3 protein-coding genes are annotated in these 1,892 nt (G+C 39.7%); 1 reads left to right on the forward strand and 2 read right to left on the reverse strand.

Annotated features, from left to right (window positions below; translation table 11 throughout):
- Positions 1–566, forward strand: a 566-nt coding sequence (gene lsrF, locus AC1DTM_RS24595; protein WP_477001110.1) for a 3-hydroxy-5-phosphonooxypentane-2,4-dione thiolase, incomplete at its 5' end; no start/stop codon positions are given.
- 140 nt (positions 567–706) lie between these two features.
- Here the strand turns inward: lsrF and AC1DTM_RS24600 are convergent.
- Together AC1DTM_RS24600 and AC1DTM_RS24605 are read right to left on the reverse strand one after the other, a co-directional pair.
- A complete protein-coding gene (locus AC1DTM_RS24600; protein ID WP_016105193.1) occupies positions 707–1,210 on the reverse strand; it encodes a GNAT family N-acetyltransferase in 504 nt (167 codons plus the stop codon).
- A gap of 305 nt (positions 1,211–1,515) precedes the next feature.
- Positions 1,516–1,892 (reverse strand): VOC family protein (locus AC1DTM_RS24605; protein ID WP_477001111.1); only part of this gene is annotated, 377 nt, incomplete at its 5' end.

The raw sequence follows: 1,892 nt of genomic DNA on the forward strand, positions 1-1,892 counted from the left end.
TGCGTGTATCAGGCGGGGCAACTGTAGTCGGCAAAGATTTAGCGAATGAAACAATTGTTACACCTGTGAAAGAAGCAGTAAAACAAAACGCAATTGGCGTCGGCGTTTCTGTCTTTGTCGGATCAGACTATGAAACACAAACTGTTTCAAATCTCGCAAATGTAGTATCTGAAGCTCACGATTACGGCCTGCCAGTACTCGGTATTACCGCCGTTGCGAAAGAATTACAAAAACGTGAAGCTCGCTTCCTAGCACTCGCTTCCCGCGTATGTGTTGAAATGGGAGCTGACATTATTAAAACGTACTATTGTGAAGGATTCGAAAAAATCACAAGCACATGCCCTGCTCCAGTCGTAATCGCGGGCGGACCGAAACTAGATTCAATCGAAGACGCATTAAACATTACGTACAATGCGCTGCAAGAAGGCGCAATCGGAGTAGATATGGGCCGAAACATATGGCAGTCCGAACATCCAGCTGCGATGATTCAAGCGATACATGGTATTGTGAAGAATAGATTGAATGTGAAAGAAGCGCTCCAATTATATGAAGATGTAAAAAATTAAAATAAACAATAGACTTTTACACTTAAATATATACAAAATCAATATTTACTATAAGGAAAAGCCCATATGTTAGATTACTAAGTAACCTAACATATGGGCTTTCTTTTACATTTTTCATTGTTCCGAATTTAGTCAAGCCTCTACAGATCACGTACGTTCCAAACAATCTCACCGCGTTCACCCCACGTACTGTGATGCCGCTTAAATCCTATCTTTTCTAATACCCGGAAGGACGCAACATTCCAAGCGCCTACAGTCGACCAAAGTCTTTGGCGCCCCGTAGCAATCGCAGCCTCTAGCACAGCTGTTGCTGCCTCTGTCGCATAACCCTTGCGATGAGCACTGCGGAACAACTCGTATGCAATCTCCGGCTCTTCAAGCGTGGAACGACCGATAATYAAGCCACAGTATCCGATGAAATCGCCTTCGTCTCGCCTACGAATAGTGAGAAGAGAAATACCATTTTCAGCTGCTTTCTTGCGCATCTCAATAAGATAGCTACGAACAGAGTCAATGGTTGGCATGTCCACACCACGTTCGCCAATTAATTTTCTCAGCCATACTGCATCGGATTCCTCCCACATATTCAGGTCGAGTCGTTCCGTTTTCAGCTGGAATGCCATAGCTTTATATGAAGTTGTCATAGTGAGAACCTCCTATTTATATCACTGTGCTACTCATAATAGTTTCGCACCTCATCACATCAGAAACACTGTTGATTCTCTAAATTTTCTAGCAACAGCACACAAGAAATTAGAGTTCTTTTATGCATAAGCACTTCCCCTAAAAAATAGACCTTTTTATACAACTTTATTTTAAACAYACAATATTTGCTTTAAGATGAATACCCTCTAGTTTATTAACAGTTTGTTTTTCACTTATCATACAAATAAAATGATCAAGCCCCTTCCAAAACTCGATAAGGGGCTATATATACACCTTCAAACAATTACTCTTGATGAATGCTATTTAGTTTTGAAACTTTCTTACCATCTCTATAATCAAGGCAAGAAACTTCAATTAATAATCCATTAAATATTGTAAAATAAAAACCATAACTACTACCTCTCATTGTGTAAGGTTCCTTGTCTATTTCAATGCCCCCAGCTACTAAACGATTATATGCTCGATCAACTTCACTTGAAGTTTCCACCAAAAAACCAATATGAAAAGCTTCAGGATATGTAACATCCTTTTTCCCCTTGAACGCTTTTGGATCACTTAACACCAGTATAAATCCATTCTCATCACTCATCACTACAAGCGCCTTTCCCTTTTGCTCCAAAAATTGAAAATCAAAAAATGTTTCAAAGAAATGTCTAGCTT

The sequence above is a fragment of the Bacillus sp. P4_D3 genome (assembly GCF_056401855.1).